This is a genomic window from Bacillus sp. KH172YL63, assembly GCF_011398925.1.
Classification (GTDB): Bacteria; Bacillota; Bacilli; order Bacillales; family Bacillaceae_B; genus Rossellomorea.
Genome location: NZ_AP022842.1, coordinates 65,447 through 89,266 on the forward strand (window position 1 = coordinate 65,447; position 23,820 = coordinate 89,266).

Below are 23,820 nucleotides of genomic sequence, written 5' to 3' on the forward strand. Positions count from 1 at the left end.
ACTTAACTCACATAAAAGATTAGGGAAGGTGTTGGACGAAACATGGCAACAGAATTGAAAGCTAATAAAAGGAAAGATTTTAAGCGATCTTCATTAACAAAGCTGAGACATGAGGGGAATATCCCTGGTGTTGTCTATGGCTACAAAGCAGACAACACAGCGATCAGCGTAGACGCGATCACTTTCATTAAAACAATACGTGAAGTGGGAAGAAACGGAATTATATCCTTAAATGTAGACGGAAATAAACAAAATGTCATTTTAAGTGACTATCAGCAGGATCATTTAAAGGATGCGGTGACACATGTAGATTTCCTTGCGGTCAATATGTCAGAGGAAATTGACGCTGATGTACGCATCGAGCTTGTTGGTGAAGCGGCAGGAGTGAAAGACGGAGGAGTCCTACAGCAACCGCTACATGAAGTATCTGTCACAGCCAAACCAAATGATATTCCAGAATCGATCGAAGTGGATGTGACTGAGCTTCAGGTAGGAGAAACGGTCACGATCAGTGATGTCCGCGATAAATACAGTGTGACCCTGAATGAAGAGGACGACCGTACGATTGCTTCGATCCTTGCGCCAAGACAGGAAGAAGAAATCAACAGCGGTGAAGAGCAGGAAGCGGGTACACCTGATAACGAAGAAGGCAGAGAAACGGAAGCCAGTGAAGAAAGTGAATCAACGGAAGAATAAAAAACCATCTTTTTTGGCGTAACCTTTTGCAGGTTGCGCTTTTTACGTTATTCTAGAGGTATAAGGTCAGAAGAGGTGTTAGAAATGAAGTTAATCGTTGGATTAGGAAACCCGGGTTCACAGTATGAGAAAACACGCCATAATATCGGGTTTGTGATCATTGATGCGTTAGCCGAGCGGTTGGGCGTTTCGCTGAATCAATCTAAGTTTAAAGGGGTTTACGGCACCTATCACTATAAAGGTGAAAAAGTAGTGCTGTTAAAGCCGCTTACGTATATGAATTTATCCGGAGAGAGCATTGTGCCACTCATGGATTACTTTAATATAGAAGATGAAGATTTACTGGTCATCTATGATGATCTGGATTTACCGGTCGGCAAACTGCGTTTAAGACAGAAGGGGAGTGCCGGCGGGCATAACGGAATCAAATCCACCATCGCCCATTTAGGTTCCCAGCAGTTCAACCGTCTCCGGGTAGGGATCGATCGCCCGACCAATGGGATGAGCGTCCCTGATTATGTACTTGGGAAATTTACAAAGGAAGAACAGGGCGAGCTCGACAAAGCCATTTCCACCAGTGTAGAAGCCTGCGAAACATGGCTTGATAAACCATTTCTCGAAGTCATGAATAAATTCAACTAGATGCTTCATATACTAGATGTCGAAGAACGGTCCTCGGTATATAAAGTGAATAACTCCCCTCCAACAGGTTCATACTAACTGTATAAATGTGTTGCATGGAGGGAATGTTATGGCAATCCACTATCAGTGCCGCCATTGTGGGACGACTGTAGGGACACTTTCAAATGTCGCGCTTCATTCGGAACAATTGGGGCTGCATACGCTGTCTGAGGAAGAGCGGTTACACATGGTTCTTTACCAGGAGAATGGGGACATTCAAGTCAGGACGATCTGTGAAGATTGTCAAGAAAGTCTGGAACGGAATCCGGACTATCATCAATTAGATCATATCATTCAGTAAGAACGCTTTGGTTAGGAGCCAAAGCATTTTTCTGTTTACGTTTGAGAATATATATAGAACGATCCATAGGGGAGGAGCGTACACTTGAAAGGTATTTTAAAGCAGGTTCATCAAAGTGAAGAAATCCAATCCATCATCGCCGGGGTGGAGGAACAGTTATCGGAACAGCTCGTTGCCGGATTGGCAGGTTCTTCCCGTACGGCATATATTGCCGACGTCTACCTTCAAACAAATAAATCCACCATTGTGGTGACGCATAATTTGTTTCAAGCTCAAAAAATTTATGATGATTTGATTCAATTTTTATCCGAGGATGAGGTGTACCTTTATTCTGCGAATGAATTGATCGCCGCGGAACTGAGTGTGGCGAGTCCTGAGCTCAGGTCTCAGCGGATAGAAGTATTGAATAAACTTTCACGTCATCACCAGGGGGTTTACATTGTCCCTGTAGCGGGATTAAGGAAGATCCTTCCTCCGAAAGATATGTGGAGAACGAATCAGATCCATTTCCGGATGGGTGAGGATATCGATCTGGATGAGGTGTTGAACCAGCTCGTGCAGATGGGATACCAACGGGCCGGCATGGTCAGTACGCCTGGTGAATTCAGCCTCCGGGGCGGGATTGTGGATGTATTCCCACTGACGTCCCAGCATCCGATCAGGATTGAATTATTCGATACCGAGATTGATTCGATCAGGCTCTTTTCAGTAGAGGATCAGCGCTCGATCGATAAGCTGGATAAGGTGGAAATAGGACCTGCCACAGAGGTCTTGTTGAAATATGAGAATATTGAAAGACTGATCGCAGAAATCGAAGCGGGACTTTCCGCCAGTTTGAAAAAGGTGAAGTCAGCGGCAGTCAAGGAGAAGTTGACGGAGTACATAGGGCATGAGGTGGAGAAGCTTCAGAACGGCCAGATTCCGGAGCAGATCTTCAAATATCTGTCCCTTGCCTATGAGCAGCCTAGTAGTTTGCTAGATTATTTACCGGATGATGGGGTCATCTTCTTTGACGAATTCAGCCGCGTCCAGGAAATGAGTGATTCCCTCGAGAAGGAAGAAGCGGAGTGGTATACCTCCCTGCTGCAAGAAGGACAGATCATCCATGATATACCTGTATCCCATGTGTTCTCGACGCTGATAGGGGAAACAGAGCTGCCAAAGGTTTATTTCTCATTATTCCTGCGTCACATCCCTAATACAAGCCCGCAGAACATCTTTAATGTGTCCACAAAGCCGATGCAGAATTTCCACGGTCAGATGAATGTGTTAAAAGCTGAGCTGGACCGTTGGAAAAAAGGAAACTACACGGTTGTCCTGCTGGGACCTGATGAAGAACGGGTCAAGAAGCTCCAGAGGGTACTCGACGACTATCAGATTGAAATCGCATTTGTGGAAGACGGAGATAAGCTTCTGCCTGGCAAGGTACAGATGATCAATGGAAGCTTGACGAGCGGATTCGAATTCCCTCTTCAAAAGCTTGCGGTCATTACGGAAGAAGAGCTGTTCAATAAGAAAACCCAGAAGAAGCCGAGAAGACAGAAGCTTTCCAATGCGGAGAGAATCAAAAATTACTCCGAGCTGAAAGTCGGGGACCATGTGGTTCATGTGAATCACGGAATCGGTAAATTTTTAGGCATTGAAACGCTCGAAATCAACGGGGTCCATAAAGATTATCTCCACCTGAAGTATCAAGGGAATGACAAGCTTTATGTCCCTGTCGATCAGATTGAGCTTGTACAAAAGTATGTGGCTTCAGAAAATAAAGATCCGAAGCTATACAAATTGGGCGGAAGTGAATGGAAGAAAGTAAAGTCGAAGGTACAGTCTTCTGTTCAGGACATAGCCGATGACCTGATCAAGCTATATGCGGAACGTGAAGCGGCAAAAGGATATGCCTTCTCACCTGACGGGGACATGCAGCGGGAGTTCGAGATTGCCTTCCCTTATGAGGAAACCGATGACCAGCTCCGTTCGATCAGTGAAATCAAGCACGACATGGAAAGGGAGCGCCCGATGGATCGTCTGCTGTGCGGCGACGTGGGATACGGAAAGACAGAGGTCGCGATACGGGCTGCCTTCAAAGCCATTGCAGATGGAAAGCAGGTTGCGATCCTTGTGCCGACGACGATCCTTGCGCAACAGCATTATGAAACAATCAAAGAGCGTTTTCAGGATTTCCCGGTGGAGATCGGGTTGTTGAGCCGTTTCAGGACGAGGAAGCAGCAGCAGGAAACAACGAAGGGCCTTCAAAATGGCACGGTCGATATTGTGGTCGGGACTCACCGCCTCCTTTCAAAAGACATCCAGTATCGTGACTTGGGTCTGTTGATCATAGATGAAGAACAAAGGTTCGGGGTCACGCATAAAGAGAAGATCAAACAGCTTAAAACGAACATCGATGTCCTCACGCTGACGGCCACGCCGATTCCGCGAACACTCCATATGTCGATGCTCGGGGTAAGGGATCTGTCGGTCATCGAAACACCTCCTGAGAACCGTTTCCCAGTCCAGACGTATGTGATGGAATATAACGGTGCCCTGATCAAAGAAGCGATCGAAAGGGAAATGGCAAGGAATGGACAGGTGTACTTCCTATACAACCGTGTGGAGGATATCGAAAGAAAAGCGGATGAAATCTCCATGCTGGTCCCGGATGCAAGGATTGCTTATGCCCACGGGCAAATGAACGAAAATGAACTCGAAGCGGTCATCTTAAGTTTTCTTGCAGGGGAGTATGATGTATTGGTCACAACGACGATCATTGAAACAGGCGTGGACATCCCGAACGTCAATACGCTCATCGTATTCGATGCGGACCGGATGGGCTTATCCCAGCTTTACCAGCTAAGGGGCCGGGTAGGACGATCCAACAGAGTGGCGTATGCTTATTTCACCTATCGTAAAGATAAGGTGCTGACAGAAGTCGCCGAAAAAAGGCTGCAGGCGATCAAAGAATTCACAGAACTCGGATCAGGATTCAAGATTGCCATGCGGGACTTGACGATACGGGGCGCAGGGAATCTTCTCGGGGCGCAGCAGCACGGCTTTATTGACTCAGTCGGTTTTGACTTATACTCCCAGATGCTCAAGGAAGCCATTGAGGAGCGCAAAGGCGATTTGCCGAAGCAGCCTGAATCGAGCTTTGAAGTGGATATTGAAATCGATGCGTATATCCCTGATGACTATATTAAAGACGGTCATCAGAAGATTGAAATGTACAAACGGTTCCGTTCTCTTTCTTCCCTGCCTGAAATCGAGGAACTTGAAGAAGAAATCCTGGATCGATTCGGGGAGTATCCGGAGGAAGTCGGTTATCTGTTCTTGATTTCAGAGATGAAAATCTACGCCAAGAACACGAAGCTTGAATCCATCAAGCAGGATAAGAAAACCGTGAATATCTTCATGTCACCGGAAGGCACGAACCAGATCGACGGCTCCAAAGTGTTTAATCTGTGCAATAAGCACGGACGTGCAGTCGGACTCGGGATGGAAGGTTCCAAGCTCAAAATCTCCATTAATACGTCAAGGCTCGAAGCGTCCAAATGGTTCAACATGGCCTATGACATCATCAAGCATTTGGACGAAGCGGTAAAAGTAGAAGAGAACGCTTGATAAAAGTGCTTAAGGACCGGGAAAATATTCCCTCCGTTATAATAATGTAACCAAAATGTAAACGCACGGTTGGTTTCACTTTACTATGATGAGGGTATTAGTATTAATGCAGCTGCCACTACTGGAAAAACATGACTGCATTAGAATTTTAGTGAAATTACAGAAAAAATATCTGAATGTGTATAGAACTTCTAAGTTGTAAGATACTAAACTCAACATTGGTAAAGTATTCATTGTGTATGGGTGCCTTGCCAAATAAAATCATCTGATGAAAGTGAGGCAGCTATAGATGAAAGCAACTGGTATTGTTCGTCGTATTGATGATTTAGGGCGTGTCGTTATTCCGAAAGAAATCCGCAGGACATTAAGAATACGCGAGGGAGATCCCTTGGAAATCTTCGTTGATCGTGACGGGGAAGTCATCTTAAAGAAATACTCCCCTATCAGTGAACTTGGTGACTTTGCTAAGGAATACGGTGAAGCTTTATACGACAGTCTGGGAAGTGCGGTATTGATTTGCGACCGGGATTCGGTCATTGCCATCTCAGGCGCTTCGAAGAAAGAGTATTTGAATAAGAATGTCAGTGAACTGGTTGAGAAAGTGATGGATGACCGTGCGTCTCTTCTTCACACTCAACAGGGACAAGCAGAGCTTGTCGATGGACATGGTGAGGATCTTGCTTCCTATACGATTGCTCCGATTGTTGCAAACGGTGACCCGATCGGTGCCGTTGCGATCTTCTCGAAGGACCGTACAGTAGGCGAAGTGGAACAAAAGGCAGTAGAAACGGCAGCTGGCTTTTTAGCAAGGCAAATGGAGCAATAATTTGAGGGAGTGGCATATGGCCGCTCTTCTTTTTTGTCTTTTTTTGATAAAGCAATACAGTAAAAGAAAATACACCGCCCTTTGTGATAAAATGACCAGTACATAATGAATTGTCGATGAAGAAAGATTGGTATAGAAAGGCAGGAAAACTGGTTGAGTAAGATATACTCCTCCAATCAATTCTTGAAGGGTGCCATGGTATTGACATTGGCGGCGCTGATCACGAAGATACTGAGTGCCGTTTATCGGGTTCCGTTTCAGAATATCGTTGGGGATGTCGGATTTTATATTTATCAGCAAGTGTATCCCTTTTATGGGATCGCGATTGCGTTATCGACTTATGGATTCCCTGTCATCATCTCTAAATTAGTGGCTGAGAGAGTAAGGGAGGACGACGGGGAAGGTGCGAAGCATGTGGCCGTGACCTCGTTCCTGTTCCTGTGTGCTGTCGGATTGACATGGTTTCTTCTTGTCTACTTCGGGGCCGGGATGATTGCCGGCTGGATGGGAGATCCGCTCCTGACGCCGTTGCTTCAGGTCATCTCGTTATCCTTTCTGCTGTTGGCACCGCTGTCCGTCATGAGGGGCTATTATCAGGGGAAGGAAGATATGGTCCCCACAGCAGTTTCACAAGTGACTGAACAGGCTGTCCGGGTGGCGACGATCCTCATTTTCTCCACCATCCTGATGTCTCATGGATATTCCTTATATATGACAGGGAACGGGGCGTTGTTTGGTTCGATCACCGGCGGTCTCGCCGGGCTGATTGTGCTTGCCCTGTTTGTGACGATCAGGAAAGAGCGTCTATTCTCGAGAAGATATCTCGTGTTGCCCAAGGATTATCGTCACATCTGGTCGCGGCTGTTGAAGAACGGGACGGCGATTTGCGTAAGTGCGATGCTGTTGGTGTTATTGCAGTTTGTCGACTCCATGAACGTATATTCCCTCCTCGTGTCAGGAGGGATGGATGCAGAGCAGGCTAAAACGCTGAAGGGCATATATGACAGGGGACAGCCGTTCGTACAGCTCGGAACGGTGGTGGCTACCTCGATTTCATTGACCATCGTCCCGCTGGTGACCAGCGCATACTTAAAGCAGCGGGAATCCCTGGTGAGGGAGTACAGCCAACTCTCACTCAAAATCAGTGTCACAATCGGGTTTGCAGCAACATTGGGGATCATCAATATCATGGTCCCGACGAATACAATGCTGTTTGAAAATGCCCTGGGATCCAACGTACTCTCCGTATTTTGCCTGTCTATTTTCTTTAGTTGCCTCATCCTGACTTTTGCAGGCATTTTTCAGGGAATCGGAAAGATCTATTATCCTGCTGTGAGCATTTTGATCGGCATCTGTGCCAAATATGCAGGCAACGCCCTGTTCATTCCTGTGATGGGCATCATGGGGGCATCGGTTGCGACCGTATTAGCTTTAAGCTTGATGACCATCCTGATGGTCGTAAAATTAAGGCGGCTGTTTCCAATCAAGTTCTTCACGCCTTCGTTCTATAAAACGCTGTGTCTCAGCGGGATTGCGATGACGATCGGTTTACAGGGCTGGTTGCAGATTTATGATACACTTTTAGAAAAAGGAATGCCTGAACGGGAGCTTTCTGTCCTATTTTCTGTAGGAGGGGCCTGTATCGGGGGCATCATTTTCCTAATTGTGTTTTTAAGAGGAAATGTCCTCTCAAGGGAAGATATCAGCTTCTTGCCCTTTGGGAGTAAATGGATATGGCTGATGGATAAGGTTCAGCCCAATAAATAGTAGCGAGGAGAAAGAGATGAATACGATCACAATTGTCGGCCTGGGCGCTGGGGATATCGAGCAGCTTCCTTTAGGCGTATACCGGGCCATTAAAAACAGTTCGCATCTTTACCTGCGTACAGAGAAGCATCCGGTTGTAACGGATTTATCGTCAGAAGGTATCACGTTTGAAACGTTTGATTCTGTGTATGAAAAACACGATAGATTTGAAGATGTGTATGAAGAAATCGTCCGTGAGCTTGTATCGGAATCAGGGAAGCATCCGCTTGTCTATGCTGTACCGGGTCATCCGCTGGTGGCGGAGAAAGCAGTCCAAATGCTTCTTGACCTTCAGAAGGAAGGAAAGGTGCAGGTGGAAATCGGAGGCGGGCAGAGCTTCATCGATCCTTTATTTGCAGCGGTCGGCGCAGATCCGATCGATGGATTCCAGCTGTTGGATGGGACGAGCTTGAAGCTCCACGATGTCCATATGAATCAACAGCTCATCATCGGACAGGTGTACGATGCATTTATCGCTTCGGAAGTGAAGCTCACGCTCATGGAGATGTATCCGTATGATTATGAAGTGATGCTGGTGACTGCCGCAGGAAGTAAAGAGGAGAAGGTTGAAGCGGTCCCGCTGGTGGAGCTCGACCGTGTAGCCAATCTCAGCAATCTGACGAGCCTGTATGTGCCGGCCGTGAAGGAGATGGACGCCACTTACAAGCAATTCGCCACATTAAGGGAGGTCATCGCCACATTGCGTGGTCCTGACGGCTGTCCTTGGGATAAAGAACAAACCCACCACTCCCTGAAGAAATATTTACTCGAAGAAACGTATGAACTGCTTGAAGCCATCGAGGAAGAAGACATTGATCATATGATTGAAGAGCTTGGCGATGTTCTTCTTCAAGTCATGCTGCATGCCCAGATCGGCGAAGATGAGGGTATGTTCACCATGGAGGAAGTGATCGAAGGACTCGCTTCCAAAATGGTCCGGAGACACCCTCATGTATTCGGGAACGTCCAGGCAGATGACAGCGAGCAGGTGAAAGCCAATTGGGATGAAATCAAGAAGCAGGAAAAATCCCAGGACCATGAACCGATGCTGAAGAATACGGCAAAAGGGATGCCTGCGCTCATGAAGGCGTATGAATATCAGAAAAAGGCAGCCAAAGTAGGCTTTGACTGGGCCGATCCAGAAGGCGCATGGGAAAAAGTATGGGAAGAAATGAAGGAATTTGAAAACGAAGTCAAGAATGATAGTAAACACCACATGACAAAAGAATTTGGGGATCTGTTATTCGCGCTCATCAATGTGGCAAGGTTCCATAAGATTTTTCCAGAGGAAGCATTGGCTATGACGAATACAAAGTTTTACCGACGATTTTCGTACGTAGAGGAGCAAGTCCTAAAAAGCGGGAAGGCTTTCGAAGACTATACATTGGAAGAGCTGGATCAATATTGGGATGAAGCGAAAAAGATGAATATCGAATAAGGGGGAAATGTAAAATGGTTTCGATGAGATTAGATAAATTCTTAAAAGTATCCAGGCTGATCAAAAGACGGACACTGGCAAAGGAAATAGCTGACCAGGGACGCATTTCAATCAACGGTTTACAGGCCAAAGCGAGCTCGAATGTAAAGGTCGGTGACGAGTTAAGCGTAAGGTTTGGCCAAAAGATTATGAGGGTAAAAATAGAGAGGCTTTTGGAAACAACGAAAAAAGAAGAAGCGAGCGGGCTTTATTCCGTCCTCTCAGAAGAACGGGTTCAGGAAGAAACAGAATGAGGTTCCACAGCCCTTTAATATAGTTCTATTTTTCTCCCCGGCACATAAACATAGTTACAAAGCTTGTACTATGGGAATGTGAGGGATGGATATGAATCAATATTATGAAGGAAGCAAAGATAAACCGACTTTTCAGGAACATGACGTCATGATGAGGGGCCGGAAGCTCCTCGACATCACAGGTGTGAAACAGGTGGAAAGCTTCGATAATGAGGAGTTCCTTCTTGAAACAGTGATGGGATTCCTCTCTGTCAGGGGACAGAATCTCCAAATGAAAAACCTGGATGTGGATAAAGGGATCGTTTCCATTAAAGGAAAGGTGTTTGATCTCGTTTATCTGGATGAACAAAATGGGGAAAAAGCTAAAGGGTTCTTTAGCAAGCTGTTTCGATGACCCTGTCTGTCCAGTTCTATACCATGCTTTCCATGATCGGTATGGGCGCATTGTTTGGGGCTTCGCTTGACACCTATTCACGGTTTTTGAACCGGTCTGAGAGAAAGCGATGGCTTGTATTCGTAAATGATATCCTCTTTTGGATCCTTCAAGCCCTTTCCATCTTTTATATTTTATTCGTCGTGAATTTTGGGGAGATCCGCTTTTATATATTCCTTGCCCTGCTTTGCGGCTTTGCCGGGTATCAGGCGTTGATCAAGCAATACTACCTGTCCTTTTTGGGGCGGGTCATCCAGTTTTTTATCTCTCTTTACAATTTCGGTGTAAAAATGGTAAAGAATTTGGTCTATTCGCCGATAAAATGGATGGTCGTCCTTCTTATTACACTCGTCCTTTCGGTTGGAAAAGGGCTTTTATCCGTCATATTATTCATTTTGAGGGTCATCCTCAAGGTCGGTCAATGGGCGATAAAGCTCGTAACGGCTCCAATATGGTGGATATTGAAAGGCATTTGGAATTTATTGCCGAAAAATCTTACAAAAAGAGTCGAGAAGTTATATAATAGAATGGCAGGAATTTATCAAGATGTTATCAAAAAAGTATATAGAGTGGTAAAAAGGTTCAACAAAAAGCCGAAAGACTGAGCCTCCTGCCGCTCCATATTGTAAAGGGGGTTTTGGAATGAGAAAAAACGTAACATCAATGGAAAATGAATATGTCCGTCACCAGGAGCATATGCATAAATCTTCTTCTAAGAGAAAAAAGCGTTTGGTCCGTCGATTAGCAGTTTTCTTTGTTTTAGTTGTGGCAATTTGTGGATTTTTAATCTCGACCCTCATTTCCAGAGCCCAAGTGTTAGAAGCGAAACAAACGGAAAAAGTACAATTGGAAAAAAAGCTGGAACATTTAAAAGACAAGCAATCCGCTCTCGAAGAGGAGATTGTAAAGCTTAATGATGATGAATATATTGCCAAATTGGCGCGCCGGGATTACTTTTTATCGAATGAGGGAGAAATTATTTTCAACATTCCTGAAAGCGATAAAGAGAAAGAAGAAGAGGTGTCTTATTGACACTCTTTTTTTTAATTGGCTATAATATATAATAGGTTTATCTTTTATATTTTTAAGGAGGAGCATTTCTTTTATGTCAATCGAAGTAGGCAGCAAGTTACAGGGTAAGGTTACAGGTATCACAAATTTTGGTGCGTTCGTGGAATTAGCGGAAGGATCAACAGGTTTAGTTCACATTAGTGAGGTTGCAGACAACTATGTTAAGGATATTAACGAACACCTTAAAGTTGGCGACGAAGTAACGGTAAAGGTAATTAATGTTGAGAAAGATGGAAAGATCGGTTTATCCATCCGTAAAGCGAAAGAGCAACCACAACGCCCACAGCGCCCACAGCGTCCTCAACGCCCGCGTAATAACACGAAACCAAATGACACACGCACTAAAGAGAGTTTCGAACAAAAGATGGCACGTTTCTTGAAGGACAGTGAAGATCGTTTATCATCTTTGAAGAAAAACACTGAGTCTCGTCGTGGTGGAAAAGGCGCGAAAAAAGGTTAACTTGCTGTCTATTAACCCATATAGCAGGTTGTGAACGAAAACCAGGCACACTCATCGTCATGAGTGTGTCTGGTTTTTTATTATCTCACCCTCCCAGGAAAGTTTGGATGATACGGAGGGATTTCTCCGGTCTTTATCGAATACATAAGCATTATCAACAGTATGGGGGCAGTGCTTATGAAAAAAGAGCAGATCATCGATCATCATGAATCATTTAAAATGTGGCTGAATGAGTTGAACTTGGTAAATGAAGAAGATTGGTATCAGGCGATGGAAGAGGATAAATGGTCGGTGGCTGCAAATGTCGCTCATATCATTAAATGGGATCAATATTCCTTGAAGGAGATTCTGCCCCATGCGTCAGAAGGAGCTGAGCTGTCGCCGTTTCCTGATTTTCAGCTTTTCAATGGAGAAGCAGAATCATATGCCCACCATGTCGCAGGGCAAGCAGATTTGATCCAGGAAGGTGTCGAAGCCAGGGACAAGCTGATCGATTATATCAACTCGCTGTCGGAAGAAGATTTTCACCGGTCGTTTAAAGTAGGGGATCAAAGTTTTACGCTTGAAGAGTATTTCGAAGACTTCATCGGTCACGATAAGCATCATCAGGAACAGATCGAGCAGGTCGTCTCTGTCGAAAAGGCGTGATGACGTGCCTGTTTGAAAACAATATAAAAATGAAAGGCTCTTTTCGCAAAGATTGTTGCTATTATTAGAAGTTAATGTGAGCATCTTAGGTAATTTGAGACTGTGGAATGAAAAAATTGTCATAGCGTTTATCACTACTATTCAGAAGATGAATAAGCAGTTTATCCAATGAATTTTTGGTTTTTATCTTCGATGGTTGATTGGAGCGGAAGATGCTCGACTCCTGCGGGAACCGCTGGACAGGTGAGACCCCGCAGGACGAAGTCCGAGGAGGCTCACCGCCAGCCCCGCGGAAAGCGAGCATCTCTCGCTGCAATCAACCGCATCTCGCTTGTTTAAAAGCCACAATGATTACGAAAACAGCCCAATAAAAAAAAGACTATCACCAAGGATAGTCTTTTTTTTATTATGACCCGTACGGGATTCGAACCCGTGTTACCGCCGTGAAAGGGCGGTGTCTTAACCGCTTGACCAACGGGCCTTGAAAATATGGTAGCGGCGGAGGGGATCGAACCCCCGACCTCACGGGTATGAACCGTACGCTCTAGCCAGCTGAGCTACACCGCCATGATAGGTACCTTTTAGGCACAAAATCTATAATACCGAGAAAGAATTATCTTGTCAATACAGTCCCGTAAAGATTTTGTCAAAATCCCCTCAAGTCTATCCTGGCAAGTGTTCTTACCCGAAATCCAAAAGAGCGAGATGGGAAATCCTGCATGTTTTTACCGGAATCGATAGAAAGGCGTCGAAACTTTCTTGGAATACATTCCCTCATTTTGACAAAGTTTTAAGCTTGTACCATTTATACTGAACAAAAAAGAAATGGGGAGTGTTTTATACATGGGGAAAGCCGACCAATCGATCATCGAACCTGTTCACAATGTAGACATTGGGCATACCAAAGTGGAACTATCCAAAGGGATCAAGTCACTTTATGCGAAACTTGAGTGGCTGTTTGTAGAAAAGGGCATTGCTCTTTTCGTCATCGGGTTTTTATTGGGGAGAGCGTTGATCCTGTCCCATTTAACGCCGTTTGCTTTGCCGTTTTTCGCGTCAGTCTACCTGATTCGGAGAGAGAAGTCTCCCATTGCACTCATTGGTTTGCTTGCAGGGGCTTTGACATTGTCTCTCCCCAGTATCAGTTATACGTTCGGAAGTGCGGTAATATTCCTGTTGGCGTTTCGATTAACACAGAAATATCATAAGAATAATGTGAAGGTCGTCGCTTTCTACGTCTTTTTCACGGTCATGATTGCCAAGCTTGGGTTCGATTATATCCAGCAGGGACAAGCCTTGACGATTTATAACGGGGTCATGGCACTGATAGAGGCGAGCTTGGCTTTTCTTCTCACCTATATTTTTATTCAAAGTATCCCACTGGTGACCGTTCAGCGAAGGCGGAGGTCACTGAAAACCGAAGAAGTGGTCAGCTTGATCATCCTCCTTGCTTCGATCATGACGGGGACAATCGGTTGGTCGGTGTATAATCTTTCCGTTGAACATGTGTTATCAAGATATCTCGTACTTTTGTTCTCCTTTATTGCAGGGGCGACTGTCGGTTCGACTGTCGGGGTTGTGACCGGACTGGTGTTCAGCCTTGCCAATGTTTCAAGCTTTTATCAAATGAGTTTGCTTGCTTTCTCTGGCCTTCTGGGCGGATTGATGAAGGAAGGGAAGAAATTCGGAGCGGCAATCGGTTTGTTGATCGCTACATTGCTGATGGGGATGTATGGAGATGCGGACACAGTCATGACAAAGACATTATATGAATCGGGGGTAGCGATATTATTATTATTCCTGACGCCTCAAAGTTTAACATCCCAGATTGCCAAACATATTCCGGGCACAGCAGAATACCAGCAGGAACAGCAAGGGTATATGCGGAGGGTGAGAGATGTGACAGCCAATCGGGTCACACAATTCTCCTCTGTTTTTCAAGCGTTGTCCAACAGCTTTCAACAAATAGAAGATCGATTTGAAGAGGAGGAAGAGAAGGAGTTTGATTATTTCTTAAGCAATGTGACGGAGAAGACGTGCCAGACATGCTTCAAGAAAGATCAGTGCTGGTCCCGGAATTTTGATAAAACCTATAATCTGATGAAAGATGTGATGACCGAGTATGATCAGGGACGCGTCCCTCTTTCCCCGAAGCTTAATAGAGAAGTAGAGAAGCATTGTACGAGGGAGAAAAAGCTGAAAGAGACGATTTATCAGGAGCTCACCTTTTATCAGGCCAATCTTAAGTTGAAGAAGCAGGTCCAGGAAAGCAGGAGGCTTGTGGCAGATCAGCTGCTCGGGGTATCAGAAGTGATGGGGAACTTTGCGAAGGAAATCCAGAGAGAAAGGGAAAATCATCATCTCCAGGAAGAACAAATCCTGTCGAGTATCGGAGAATTCGGGATCGAAATTGAAAACATCGAAATATACAATCTGGAACAAGGGAATGTCGATATCGAAATGACCATGCCTTATTGCGGTGGACACGGCCAGGGTGAAAAATTAATCGCTCCGATGCTGTCGGATATCTTAGGTGAAAATATCATTGTTCAAAACGAGGAATGTGCCCAATTTCCAAACGGGCAGTGTCATGTTACGTTCCAATCTGCGAAGAAATATGTCGTAGACACCGGGGCTTCCCATGCGGCAAAAGGAGGAGGATTGGTGTCGGGTGACAGTTACTCGATGATTGAACTTGGAAGGGGGAAATATGCCGTTGCCATCAGTGACGGGATGGGGAACGGAGAACGGGCCCATTATGAGAGCAATGAAACGCTGAGGTTGTTGAAGAAGATTCTCGAGTCTGGCATTGAAGAAGAAGTGGCAATTAAATCGATCAATTCGATTCTCTCACTCAGGACGAATGATGAAATATTCTCGACCCTTGACCTTGCCATGATCGATCTGCAAAATGCGTCATCAAGGTTCCTTAAAATCGGCTCGACTCCAAGTTTCATAAAAAGGGGAGAAAATATCATGAAAGTGGAGGCCAGTAATTTACCGATGGGGATGCTGCAGCAGGATTTTGAAGTGGATGTCGTCTCTGAACAGTTAAAAGCAGGCGATCTGCTTATCATGATGAGCGACGGCGCATTTGAAGGACCGAAACATGTAGAAAATTATGACGTGTGGATGAAGAGGAAAATCAAAGAACTTCAAACCGAAGATCCCCAGGAAGTGGCGGATATCCTCATGGAGGAGGTCATCCGTTCAAGCTCCGGGCTGATTGAAGATGATATGACGATCGTGGTATCGAAGATCCGTCATAACATCCCGAAATGGTCGTCGATCCCTGTGCAAAAATCAAAAACAAAGGATAAAAAAAGAATATCCTAAGAGGCGCTGCCTCTCTATAAATATAGTTAACTAGAGTATAAATCCCTCCTTATTAGGCGAGAATGGTACCAACTTATGAATGAGGAGGGGAGTCTGATGAAGCCAGGTACACTTCGTCAAATTCTATTAATTACAGATGGATGCTCGAATCAAGGAGAGGATCCGATTGCAATGGCAGCACTTGCCAAGGAACAGGGGATTTCAGTGAACGTCATCGGGGTCATGGACAATGATGTGATAGATGATAAAGGGATGCAGGAAATTGAAGGGATCGCCCTTTCCGGAGGTGGAGTGAGTCAAATTGTGTACGCGCAGCAGCTTTCCCAAACCGTCCAGATGGTCACGAGGAAAGCAATGACACAAACGCTGCAGGGTGTCGTGAATAAAGAACTGAAGCAAATCCTTGGGAAATCTGCTTCCATGGAAGAGCTGCCTCCCGAACAACGGGGTGAAGTCATGGAGGTCGTAGATGAGCTTGGAGAGTCGGTGGACATGGAAGTGTTGATTCTTGTCGATACGTCTGCAAGCATGAAACATAAACTTCCTACCGTCAAAGAAGCCTTATTGGACCTGTCTTTAAGCTTGAACGCCAGGATGGGGGATAATAAATTCTCGGTCTTCGTATTTCCCGGGAAACGTCAAGATGTCGAAAAATTGCTGGATTGGACACCTAGACTTGAAACATTGACAAGTATTTTCTCTAAATTGTCTCCAGGTGGAATTACGCCGACAGGCCCGGCGATCTCAGAAGCAATGACACACTTTAAGAAAAAACGTTCATTAAGGGGATTGCTCTCTCGTGGCGATGATGAACAATACTTCGAAGAAACCATTTAGTTTCCCACCTGGAACAGTAATCAGGGGCAAGTGGTATAAGCATATTTATACGATTGTTAAAGAGTTGGGCTACGGCGCCAACGGAATCGTCTTCCTCGTCCAGGGTGCATCGGGGTATCAGGCTTTGAAGATGAGCGACAGCAATGTATCGATCACGTCGGAAGTCAATGTGTTGAAAGCTTTCTCAAAGGTCCAGGGTGCACCCCTCGGACCGAAACTTCTTGATGTGGACGACTGGGAACACCGGGGTCAGAAAATCCATTTCTATGTCATGGAATATATACAAGGAACCGATTTGCTGTCATTCGTACAAGCAAGGGGTTTTTCCTGGGCAGGTGTGCTTATCGCCCAACTGTTGACAGATCTTGAGCGGATCCATAAAGAAGGGTGGGTGTTTGGGGATCTGAAACCTGAAAATCTGATCGTGACCGGACCTCCCTACAGAATACGCTGTATAGACGTCGGGGGGACGACGATCAATGGTAGGGCGATCAAAGAATTCACAGAGTTCTTTGACAGAGGGTACTGGATCGGGGGATCACGGAGGGCAGAGCCTTCCTACGATCTGTTTTCTGTCGGGATGATCCTCATCAATCTCGCCTATCCATCACGTTTTACGAAGAACGGAAACGGGAATATGCAACAATTAAGGCAGGCGGTAGCTGCCAAACCGCAATTGGAAAAATTCAAAGGAACGATTGTCGATGCGCTGGAAGGGAATATTCAGTCTGCGAATGATATGAGGGTCAGCCTTTTGGACGGCCTTGCACATTCTCAAGTATCGAAGCAGCCCAGAGCGAAACGTCAGGCTCCTGTGATATCCACGAATCATACAAGCCGATCTCAGCATCAGCGTAAACAGAAGTCCAGTCATTTTCTGGAGACCGTCCTTGTCGTGATGATTGTGTCCATTCTTTATGTTTTATATATCTACGGGGAGCTGATGTAGGATAACGGTGTAAGAATCCAGGATAAATTGATACAATGGGGAAAATGGTTTCAGGAAGAGGAAGCACTATGTTAGAGACTTCGACGAAAGAGTTCATTCATGCCCATCGCCTTATACTAAATGGGGACCGGATCCTCGTAGCGGTGTCCGGCGGCCCAGATTCATTGGCCCTTCTCCATTTTCTCCATTCGAATAAGGAAGTCTGGGGTGCTGAAGTCATCGCTGCCCATCTCGATCATATGTTCAGGGGAGAAGAATCTTATCAGGAGCTTTTGTTCGTGGAACAGTTCTGCCGTCAGAGAGAGATCCCCTTTTTCAGTGAGAGGATAGATGTGCAGAAAGAGATCGACAGGACGAGCGGGAGCCTTCAGGATACGGCCCGTCACATACGCTATGAATTTTTGATGAACGTAATGGATGAAAGTGGTGCGACAAAGCTCGCCCTTGGTCACCATGGGGATGATCAAGTGGAAACCATCCTTATGAAAATGACGAGGGGGGCAGCAGGAAGGAGCCGTGCAGGCATTCCCTACAAGCGCCCGGTCGCAGGCGGGGATATCATCCGTCCGTTTTTGTCGGTGACAAAAGAGGACATTGAGGAATATTGTGTCACCCACTCTCTTTTCCCTAGAAGAGATCCGAGCAATCAGAAGGAAGTTTACACAAGGAATCGGTTCCGGAAGACAGTCCTTCCGTTTTTAAAGAATGAAAACCCACATGTGCATCTTCAATTTCAACGATTCAGTGAAGAATTGGAAGAAGATGAGGGTTATTTAGAGGAATTAACAAGGGTAGAGTTGAATAAGGTATGGAATAACACAAAAGATTTCTCGTCTTTACATATCGATGGTTTTCTTGCAATGGCTCAGCCTTTACAAAGAAGAGGGATTAATCTAATATTAAACTATCTTTACAAAGTTAGACCACCTTCCTTATCGTCTATACATATTTACGATGTATTGGGTATTTTAAAAGGGAAAACGCCAAATGTCAGCATCGATTTACCAAAAGGGCTTAAGGTAACAAGGGCATATCATATATGTTATTTTCACTTTGGGGAGTTGGCTGTGGCCGGTGCACCGTATTGCTACGAAATGCACGTTGGTGATAGGCTGGACATCCAGGGTGGATATCAATTTTTTCTTTCTTCTTATCCGCACGTGGAGGAGTGTTATCAGGACAGGATCTTCATTGATCCCGATGAGGTTTCACTGCCTTTGTACATCCGGACGAGGGAAAAGGGAGACCGGTTGGAAGTGAAGGGGTTGAAGGGCTCAAAGAAGCTCAAAACACTCTTCATCGATAACAAAATCCCTGTTCACCTCCGTGAAGGGTGGCCGGTCGTAGTGGATGCAGACAACCACATCCTTTGGGTGCCGGGGCTGAGAAAGTCTATTTACGATTTGGAAGAAGGACAGGAAAATAGTTTAGTACTACAATTTAAGAGCAATCATCTTCTAGGAGGCAGTTGAACATTGTTAAACCAAGATATCGAGAAAGTGTTAATTTCAGAAGAAGAACTTCAAACAAAGATCAAAGAATTAGGTGCACAATTAACTGAGGAATATAAAGATCGTTTTCCTCTGGCAATCGGTGTTTTAAAAGGCGCAATGCCGTTCATGGCTGACCTTTGTAAACGCATGGATACCCACATGGAAATGGATTTCATGGATGTGTCCAGTTACGGGAATTCTACTGTCTCTTCTGGAGAAGTAAAGATTGTGAAAGATTTAGATACAAAAGTGGAAGGGCGCGATATCCTGATTATCGAAGATATCATCGACAGCGGGTTGACGTTAAGTTACCTGGTTGAGCTGTTCCGCTACCGTAAAGCCAAATCAATCAGCATCGTCACACTGCTTGACAAGCCAAGCGGCCGTAAAGCAGACATCACAGCGGATCACGTAGGCTTCATTGTACCTGACGAGTTTGTTGTCGGATATGGTCTTGATTACGCGGAAAGATACCGTAATCTTCCGTATATCGGCGTATTGAAACCAAGAGTGTATACAACAGGAGAATAAGTATATTCTAAAGAATGATCTTGTAAGTGCAATTTGTTGTAATGCCATGATTTTCTATGATACTATTTTACGTAGTTTGTTTACCGTGGGAGGAGGTAAGGGATGAACCGGATCTTTCGAAACACCATATTCTATTTACTGGTCTTTTTAGTGATCATAGGTGTGGTGAGTTATTTCAGCAACAGCAACGAGCCAACCAAAAATATCGATTACAGTACGTTTATTAATAACCTTGAAGATGGAGACGTTTCTTCTTTTTCAATTCAGCCTGGTAGAGGCGTTTATGAAGTGAAAGGGCAGATGGAAGGGGCTAAAGAAGGAGAGTACTTCTTAACCTATGTCCTTACTACAGATGGGAAGTTAATGGAGAATATCAATGCGTCGGCCAAGGAGCAGGGCATTGATGTAGAAGTATTGCAGGCGAAAGAAACAAGCGGCTGGGTATCTTTCTTCACAACGATCATACCATTTGTCATCATCTTTATTCTGTTCTTCTTCTTACTTAACCAAGCTCAGGGTGGCGGAAGCCGTGTCATGAACTTTGGGAAGAGTAAGGCTAAGTTATACAGTGAAGAAAAGAAAAAAGTACGCTTCAATGATGTAGCAGGAGCGGACGAAGAGAAACAAGAACTTGTAGAGGTAGTGGAATTCTTAAAAGATCCACGTAAATTCTCTGAAGTTGGTGCCCGTATTCCTAAGGGTGTCCTGCTAGTGGGACCTCCAGGTACAGGTAAAACACTACTTGCACGTGCGGTTGCCGGAGAAGCGGGAGTACCTTTCTTCTCGATCAGTGGTTCCGATTTCGTCGAAATGTTCGTCGGTGTCGGTGCATCCCGTGTACGTGATTTATTCGAAAATGCGAAGAAGAATGCACCTTGTATCATCTTCATCGATGAGATTGATGCAGTCGGTCGTCAACGTGGAGCAGGATTGGGCGGAGGTCACGATGAGCGTGAACAAACCCTGAACCAATTACTCGTTGAAATGGACGGTTTCGGAGCGAACGAAGGAATCATCATCGTCGCTGCAACGAACCGACCTGACATTCTGGATCCGGCATTACTGCGTCCAGGACGTTTCGACCGTCAGATCACAGTGGACCGCCCGGATGTGAATGGCCGTGAAGCTGTCCTTCGTGTACATGCTAAAAACAAACCGCTCGATGATTCAGTGGATCTAAAAGCGATTGCCATGAGAACGCCAGGTTTCTCTGGTGCCGATTTAGAAAACTTACTGAACGAGGCAGCACTTGTGGCAGCCCGTGAAGATAAGAAGAAAATCGACATGCGCGACATCGACGAAGCAACCGACCGCGTCATTGCAGGTCCTGCCAAGAAGAGCCGCGTCATTTCTGAAAAAGAACGTAAAATTGTGGCATTCCATGAAGCGGGTCACACCGTAATCGGATTAGTCCTTGATGAAGCGGATATGGTACATAAGGTAACCATCGTTCCTCGTGGGCAGGCTGGCGGATATGCCGTCATGCTTCCGAAAGAAGATCGTTACTTTATGACGAAGCCTGAGCTTCTTGATAAGATTACCGGATTGCTCGGTGGTCGTGTAGCGGAGGAAATCATCTTCGGAGATGTTTCCACTGGTGCGCACAACGACTTCCAACGCGCTACCGGAATCGCCCGTAAGATGGTCACTGAATATGGTATGAGTGATAAGCTTGGACCACTTCAGTTCGGTCAATCCCAAGGTGGTCAAGTATTCCTTGGACGTGACATCAATAGTGAACAAAACTATTCAGATGCCATTGCGTATGAAATTGACTTAGAAATGCAGCGTCTCATTAAAGAGAGCTATGAGCGAGCGAAACGTATTCTTACTGAGAATCGCGATAAGCTTGAACTCATCGCCAAGACATTATTAGATGTTGAAACATTGGATGCCGCTCAGATCAAGTCATTAATGGATCACGGCAAACTGCCTGAACGCACATACGAATCCGATAAGGATAACAGTGATGTTAAGGTGAATATCCAAAAGAAAAATGAAGATAATGTGATCGAAGAAGATACGGCTTCAAAAGAAGACGATTCAAATTCTGATCGCACATAATAGAGAGGGTGCATCCATTCGTGGGTGCATCCTTTTTGTTTTTGTGCTTTTTTTATTGCCTCATGTCTGTATAAAAAGCGGGGAATTCCGCTAGAGGGTAAGTAAGAGAGGGAATCACTCTAATTTGCTCTTTTCACTTAAGATTTTTGCTATTCGTAGACTGAAATTTACATTTCTTCAATCATGAGATAATGTGATTTAAAAAAGATGGTTTGAGAAGGCGGTCATAGGAATTAGTATAGACACTTTGTGGTTGTTTGTAATTTAACCTTTGACAGTTGATTGGAGCGGAAGATGCTCGACTCCTGCGGGAACTGCTGGACAGGTGAGACCCCGCAGGACGAAGTCCGAGGAGGCTCACCGCCAGCCCCGCGGAAAGCGAGCATCTGTAGCGGAAATCAACAGCATCTCGCTTGTTTAGAAGCAACAATGATTACATAAACAGCCTTCTAATAAAAATCGCAAGTTCGGATTTAGAAATATAAGACCCCGCAGGAGAATTCGAAAAGGTTGCCTGGTCTTCGGGTTGAGAGCGGATGCAACAGAATGGTGTTGTACCTATGACAGCAGGGCTGTACCAAGCTGGTTGCGCTTTTATACCTAACTTAAATAAATTATGGTATGATGTTGGCAGTGTGAAAACAATTGGCTTAGTAGGTGAGAATATTGATTTTTGTAATGGATGTAGGGAATACCAATATCGTGTTTGGTGTATATGAAAATGACCATTTAAAATATCATTGGAGAGCTGAAACGAACCGGCATAAAACGGAAGATGAGTTCGGGATGCTCGTGAAAAATCTGTTTGAGCATGTGAACCTGACGTTCAAGGAGATTGACGGGATCATCATCTCCTCCGTTGTACCCCCGATCATGTTCAGCCTGGAACGGATGTGTGAGAAATATTTCAATATCACTCCGCTTGTTGTTGGACCGGGAATTAAGACAGGTTTAAACATCAAATATGAAAATCCGAGGGAAGTCGGAGCAGACCGTATCGTCAATGCTGTAGCCGGCATCCACGAATACGGAGGTCCGCTGATCATCGTGGACTTCGGGACGGCTACGACCTATTGTTATATCAATGAAGAGCGACAATATATGGGCGGGGCGATCGCACCCGGGATCGGCATTTCAACAGAAGCCCTTTACTCGAAGGCTGCGAAACTGCCAAGGATTGAAATCGCCCGTCCAGAGCATATCATCGGGAAAAATACCGTGACTGCGATGCAGGCAGGTATTTTATACGGGTATGTCGGTCAGGTAGAAGGTATTGTTCAACGGATGAAAGGTCAAAGTAAGAAAGAACCGACCGTCATTGCAACTGGCGGACTGGCGACATTGATCTCGAAAGAATCCAACAGCATAGACGTGGTAGATCCTTTCCTGACATTGAAGGGTTTGAAATTAATCTATAAAAGAAACATGATTTAACATGAAAGGAGCTTGAACCATGAGCGATTATTTAGTGAAGGCACTGGCATACAACGGCCAGGTGCGTGCTTATGCAGTGAAAAGTACGGATACAGTAGGAGAAGCACAAAGAAGACATGGAACATGGCCGACTGCCTCAGCTGCCCTTGGAAGAAGCATCAGCGCAGGAGTCATGATGGGTGCAATGCTGAAAGGTGATAATAAATTAACGATCAAAGTAGAAGGTGGAGGTCCAATCGGGGCGATCCTCGTCGATACGAACGCGAAAGGTGAAGTGAGGGGATATGTGACCAACCCCCATGTACATTTCGACTTGAATGAACACGGAAAGCTGGACGTCCGTCGTGCAGTCGGCACTACCGGTACACTGTCGATCGTAAAGGATATCGGGATGAGAGATCACTTCTCAGGACAAGTCCCGATTGTCTCAGGAGAACTTGGTGAAGATTTCACCTATTATTTCGTGACTTCTGAACAGGTCCCTTCCTCTGTCGGAGTCGGGGTATTGGTGAACCCGGACAATTCGATTCTTGCAGCAGGCGGATTCATCCTCCAGCTTATGCCTGGGACGGATGACGAAACCATCACGAAAATCGAAGAGCGGCTTTCAAAGATCCCGCCAATCTCGAAACTGATTGAAAAAGGGCTGACGCCTGAAGAGATACTGGAAGAAATCCTCGGTGAAGGGGAAGTCAAAGTACTTGAAACCCTTCCTGTGTCATTTAAATGTCAATGCAGCAAAGAGCGCTTTTCAAACGCCATCATCAGCTTAGGGGAAAAAGAGATACAAGAGATGATCGATGAAGAAGGAAGTGCGGAGGCCAGCTGCCATTTCTGTAATGAAGCGTATGTGTTTGATAAAGAAGAACTTGAAGAGCTGAAAACGAGCGCGAAGTAAATCACATCCA

At 45.3% G+C, this 23,820-nt stretch carries 21 protein-coding genes and 2 tRNA genes; 21 read left to right on the top strand and 2 right to left on the bottom strand.

Features of this window, described 5'->3' with window-relative positions:
* Window positions 1-42 precede the first annotated feature (42 nt).
* From KH172YL63_RS00335 to KH172YL63_RS00395, 13 genes are all read left to right on the top strand, one after another.
* Window positions 43-696 (top strand): 50S ribosomal protein L25/general stress protein Ctc, encoded by a 654-nt coding sequence (locus tag KH172YL63_RS00335; protein ID WP_173104302.1) that lies wholly within the window; start codon window positions 43-45, stop codon window positions 694-696.
* 84 nt (window positions 697-780) lie between these two features.
* A complete protein-coding gene (gene pth, locus KH172YL63_RS00340; protein ID WP_173104303.1) occupies window positions 781-1,338 on the top strand; it encodes an aminoacyl-tRNA hydrolase in 558 nt (185 codons plus the stop codon).
* A gap of 109 nt (window positions 1,339-1,447) precedes the next feature.
* Window positions 1,448-1,678, top strand: coding sequence for an anti-sigma-F factor Fin (locus tag KH172YL63_RS00345; protein ID WP_173104304.1), 231 nt, complete (start codon window positions 1,448-1,450; stop codon window positions 1,676-1,678).
* An 84-nt stretch (window positions 1,679-1,762) separates the two neighbouring features.
* Window positions 1,763-5,293 carry a transcription-repair coupling factor gene (gene mfd, locus KH172YL63_RS00350; RefSeq protein WP_173104305.1) on the top strand — a complete coding sequence of 1,177 codons (3,531 nt, stop codon included), beginning with the start codon at window positions 1,763-1,765 and terminating at the stop codon, window positions 5,291-5,293.
* A 289-nt stretch (window positions 5,294-5,582) separates the two neighbouring features.
* On the top strand, window positions 5,583-6,119 hold the full coding sequence (gene spoVT, locus KH172YL63_RS00355; protein WP_173104306.1) for a stage V sporulation protein T: 537 nt from the start codon (window positions 5,583-5,585) through the stop codon (window positions 6,117-6,119).
* Window positions 6,120-6,272: 153 nt separating this feature from the next.
* Complete coding sequence (locus KH172YL63_RS00360) at window positions 6,273-7,886, top strand: putative polysaccharide biosynthesis protein (protein ID WP_232066082.1); 1,614 nt, start codon at window positions 6,273-6,275, stop codon at window positions 7,884-7,886.
* 16 nt (window positions 7,887-7,902) lie between these two features.
* Window positions 7,903-9,363, top strand: a complete 1,461-nt coding sequence (gene mazG, locus KH172YL63_RS00365) for a bifunctional methyltransferase/pyrophosphohydrolase YabN (RefSeq protein WP_173104307.1) — start codon at window positions 7,903-7,905, stop codon at window positions 9,361-9,363.
* Window positions 9,364-9,386: 23 nt separating this feature from the next.
* The gene (locus KH172YL63_RS00370; protein WP_173108002.1) at window positions 9,387-9,656 is read left to right on the top strand and encodes an RNA-binding S4 domain-containing protein; all 270 of its coding nucleotides are present in this window, start codon (window positions 9,387-9,389) and stop codon (window positions 9,654-9,656) included.
* Window positions 9,657-9,747: 91 nt separating this feature from the next.
* Window positions 9,748-10,050 (top strand): sporulation protein YabP, encoded by a 303-nt coding sequence (yabP, locus tag KH172YL63_RS00375; RefSeq protein ID WP_173104308.1) that lies wholly within the window; start codon window positions 9,748-9,750, stop codon window positions 10,048-10,050.
* Window positions 10,047-10,694 (top strand): spore cortex biosynthesis protein YabQ, encoded by a 648-nt coding sequence (yabQ, locus tag KH172YL63_RS00380; RefSeq protein ID WP_173104309.1) that lies wholly within the window; start codon window positions 10,047-10,049, stop codon window positions 10,692-10,694. Before yabP ends, yabQ begins: the two co-directional genes overlap by 4 nt.
* Window positions 10,695-10,731: 37 nt before the next feature.
* A complete protein-coding gene (locus KH172YL63_RS00385) occupies window positions 10,732-11,121 on the top strand; it encodes an FtsB family cell division protein (protein ID WP_173104310.1) in 390 nt (129 codons plus the stop codon).
* Between the two features lie 73 nt (window positions 11,122-11,194).
* On the top strand, window positions 11,195-11,620 hold the full coding sequence (locus KH172YL63_RS00390; protein WP_173104311.1) for a S1 domain-containing RNA-binding protein: 426 nt from the start codon (window positions 11,195-11,197) through the stop codon (window positions 11,618-11,620).
* A 177-nt stretch (window positions 11,621-11,797) separates the two neighbouring features.
* Window positions 11,798-12,268: a DinB family protein gene (locus KH172YL63_RS00395; RefSeq protein WP_173104312.1), complete on the top strand. Its 471-nt coding sequence runs from the start codon at window positions 11,798-11,800 to the stop codon at window positions 12,266-12,268.
* A gap of 409 nt (window positions 12,269-12,677) precedes the next feature.
* On the opposite strand, the gene KH172YL63_RS00400 is transcribed toward KH172YL63_RS00395, so the two are convergent.
* Both KH172YL63_RS00400 and KH172YL63_RS00405 read right to left on the bottom strand, forming a co-directional pair.
* Window positions 12,678-12,749 (bottom strand) — tRNA-Glu (locus KH172YL63_RS00400).
* A gap of 9 nt (window positions 12,750-12,758) precedes the next feature.
* A tRNA-Met gene (locus KH172YL63_RS00405) sits at window positions 12,759-12,835 on the bottom strand.
* Window positions 12,836-13,111: 276 nt separating this feature from the next.
* Here KH172YL63_RS00405 and spoIIE point away from each other — a divergent pair.
* The 8 genes from spoIIE to hslO all read left to right on the top strand — a co-directional run bounded on the left by spoIIE (window position 13,112) and on the right by hslO (window position 23,810).
* Entirely contained in the window at window positions 13,112-15,604 is a 2,493-nt protein-coding gene (gene spoIIE / locus KH172YL63_RS00410) for a stage II sporulation protein E (protein ID WP_173104313.1), read from the top strand.
* A gap of 75 nt (window positions 15,605-15,679) precedes the next feature.
* Window positions 15,680-16,441 (top strand): VWA domain-containing protein, encoded by a 762-nt coding sequence (locus KH172YL63_RS00415; protein ID WP_173104314.1) that lies wholly within the window; start codon window positions 15,680-15,682, stop codon window positions 16,439-16,441.
* Window positions 16,410-17,390, top strand: a complete 981-nt coding sequence (locus KH172YL63_RS00420) for a protein kinase domain-containing protein (protein ID WP_173108003.1) — start codon at window positions 16,410-16,412, stop codon at window positions 17,388-17,390. Before KH172YL63_RS00415 ends, KH172YL63_RS00420 begins: the two co-directional genes overlap by 32 nt.
* Window positions 17,391-17,458: 68 nt before the next feature.
* Window positions 17,459-18,862, top strand: a complete 1,404-nt coding sequence (tilS, locus tag KH172YL63_RS00425) for a tRNA lysidine(34) synthetase TilS (protein WP_173104315.1) — start codon at window positions 17,459-17,461, stop codon at window positions 18,860-18,862.
* 3 nt (window positions 18,863-18,865) lie between these two features.
* Window positions 18,866-19,414 carry a hypoxanthine phosphoribosyltransferase gene (gene hpt / locus KH172YL63_RS00430; RefSeq protein ID WP_173104316.1) on the top strand — a complete coding sequence of 183 codons (549 nt, stop codon included), beginning with the start codon at window positions 18,866-18,868 and terminating at the stop codon, window positions 19,412-19,414.
* A 102-nt stretch (window positions 19,415-19,516) separates the two neighbouring features.
* Window positions 19,517-21,478, top strand: a complete 1,962-nt coding sequence (ftsH, locus tag KH172YL63_RS00435) for an ATP-dependent zinc metalloprotease FtsH (RefSeq protein ID WP_173104317.1) — start codon at window positions 19,517-19,519, stop codon at window positions 21,476-21,478.
* A 666-nt stretch (window positions 21,479-22,144) separates the two neighbouring features.
* Window positions 22,145-22,912, top strand: coding sequence for a type III pantothenate kinase (locus KH172YL63_RS00440; protein ID WP_173104318.1), 768 nt, complete (start codon window positions 22,145-22,147; stop codon window positions 22,910-22,912).
* Window positions 22,913-22,931: 19 nt separating this feature from the next.
* Window positions 22,932-23,810 (top strand): Hsp33 family molecular chaperone HslO, encoded by an 879-nt coding sequence (gene hslO, locus KH172YL63_RS00445; RefSeq protein ID WP_173104319.1) that lies wholly within the window; start codon window positions 22,932-22,934, stop codon window positions 23,808-23,810.
* The last annotated feature ends 10 nt before the right edge of the window (window positions 23,811-23,820 follow it).

What these genes read in the sequence shown, in the direction of transcription:
- KH172YL63_RS00370 (WP_173108002.1), top strand. Translation starts at nt 9,387, where the DNA reads ATGAGATTAGATAAATTCTTAAAAGTATCCAGGCTGATCAAAAGACGG.
- yabP (WP_173104308.1), top strand. Translation starts at nt 9,748, where the DNA reads ATGAATCAATATTATGAAGGAAGCAAAGATAAACCGACTTTTCAGGAA.
- hslO (WP_173104319.1), top strand. Translation starts at nt 22,932, where the DNA reads ATGAGCGATTATTTAGTGAAGGCACTGGCATACAACGGCCAGGTGCGT.
- tilS (WP_173104315.1), top strand. Translation starts at nt 17,459, where the DNA reads ATGTTAGAGACTTCGACGAAAGAGTTCATTCATGCCCATCGCCTTATA.
- KH172YL63_RS00420 (WP_173108003.1), top strand. Translation starts at nt 16,410, where the DNA reads ATGATGAACAATACTTCGAAGAAACCATTTAGTTTCCCACCTGGAACA.
- spoVT (WP_173104306.1), top strand. Translation starts at nt 5,583, where the DNA reads ATGAAAGCAACTGGTATTGTTCGTCGTATTGATGATTTAGGGCGTGTC.
- pth (WP_173104303.1), top strand. Translation starts at nt 781, where the DNA reads ATGAAGTTAATCGTTGGATTAGGAAACCCGGGTTCACAGTATGAGAAA.
- KH172YL63_RS00395 (WP_173104312.1), top strand. Translation starts at nt 11,798, where the DNA reads ATGAAAAAAGAGCAGATCATCGATCATCATGAATCATTTAAAATGTGG.
- yabQ (WP_173104309.1), top strand. Translation starts at nt 10,047, where the DNA reads ATGACCCTGTCTGTCCAGTTCTATACCATGCTTTCCATGATCGGTATG.
- spoIIE (WP_173104313.1), top strand. Translation starts at nt 13,112, where the DNA reads ATGGGGAAAGCCGACCAATCGATCATCGAACCTGTTCACAATGTAGAC.
- KH172YL63_RS00415 (WP_173104314.1), top strand. Translation starts at nt 15,680, where the DNA reads ATGAATGAGGAGGGGAGTCTGATGAAGCCAGGTACACTTCGTCAAATT.
- KH172YL63_RS00390 (WP_173104311.1), top strand. Translation starts at nt 11,195, where the DNA reads ATGTCAATCGAAGTAGGCAGCAAGTTACAGGGTAAGGTTACAGGTATC.
- mazG (WP_173104307.1), top strand. Translation starts at nt 7,903, where the DNA reads ATGAATACGATCACAATTGTCGGCCTGGGCGCTGGGGATATCGAGCAG.
- KH172YL63_RS00345 (WP_173104304.1), top strand. Translation starts at nt 1,448, where the DNA reads ATGGCAATCCACTATCAGTGCCGCCATTGTGGGACGACTGTAGGGACA.
- ftsH (WP_173104317.1), top strand. Translation starts at nt 19,517, where the DNA reads ATGAACCGGATCTTTCGAAACACCATATTCTATTTACTGGTCTTTTTA.
- KH172YL63_RS00335 (WP_173104302.1), top strand. Translation starts at nt 43, where the DNA reads ATGGCAACAGAATTGAAAGCTAATAAAAGGAAAGATTTTAAGCGATCT.
- KH172YL63_RS00385 (WP_173104310.1), top strand. Translation starts at nt 10,732, where the DNA reads ATGAGAAAAAACGTAACATCAATGGAAAATGAATATGTCCGTCACCAG.